General features: G+C 64.7%; 1 protein-coding gene. It reads right to left on the bottom strand.

The window, feature by feature from the left end:
* Positions 1-784, bottom strand: a 784-nt coding sequence (locus IEY61_RS30920) for an IS5 family transposase (protein WP_189050894.1), incomplete at its 3' end; no start/stop codon positions are given.
* Between the last annotated feature and the right edge of the window lie 77 nt (positions 785-861).

The raw sequence follows: 861 nt of genomic DNA, 5'->3' as shown, positions 1-861 counted from the left end.
GGACGATGAGGCTGCGGATCGTGATGAGGATGCAGGCCGCGTCGAGGTAGAAGTCGACGCATGGGCGGCGGCGTTCGGTGTTGCGTCTGATCTTGCCGAAGTTGTTGCACCACGAGTTCGTACGTTCGATCACCCAGCGAGGGCTGTGGTGGATGGGGGTCTTGACGCCCTTGGGTGCGATCTGGGCGGCAAGGTCATGCGCGTCGATGGTGTCCCGGGCCGGGTTGTTGTCGTAACCGGCGTCCAGGTGCAGTGTCGCGTCGTCGGGAAGCGGCCCGAGCAGGGCGAGGGTGTCCAGCGTGGCGTCGAGCAGAGTGTGGTCGGGCTGGTTGGCCGGTGCGGCCACGGTGCCCAACGGGATGCCGTACCCATCGGAGACCTGTGATCTTTTGGTGCCGTCCTTGGCCCGGTCCACGGGAGACGGCCCGGCGCACTCACCACCGCTGGGCGCCTTGGTGATACAGCCATCCAGGGGAAGGTCGTCAAGCTCAAGGCCGATCATGCGGTCGTAGGCCTGCAACGCGATCAGCCGTAACTGCCCCATGACTCCCAGCTCGATCCATTCGTCACGACGGCGGCGCAAGGTGGTCGCTGAGCAGGTCTCATCGCCGATGCGTTCGTAGCCGGCACCGAACACGAGGACCTCGATCAGCTTGTCGAACACGACAGCGTCATCGATACGCGGCCGGTGGCATCCCAGCGGGTGGCGCACGACCCGTTCCGGTAGCAGCGCGAGGAACTGTGCGCGAAACGGGTCGAGGATGCATGATGGGACGGCGGGCACGAAGCCTCCAGTGATCACAGAGCGTAGACAACTCGATGATCACCGACTTCGTGCCCGTTTCACTACCCCACGTCCTC

Source organism: Micromonospora sonchi (genome assembly GCF_014646235.1).
In the GTDB taxonomy this organism is placed as follows: Bacteria; Actinomycetota; Actinomycetes; order Mycobacteriales; family Micromonosporaceae; genus Micromonospora; species Micromonospora sonchi.
This window is presented reverse-complemented; position numbering and strand designations above follow the sequence as displayed.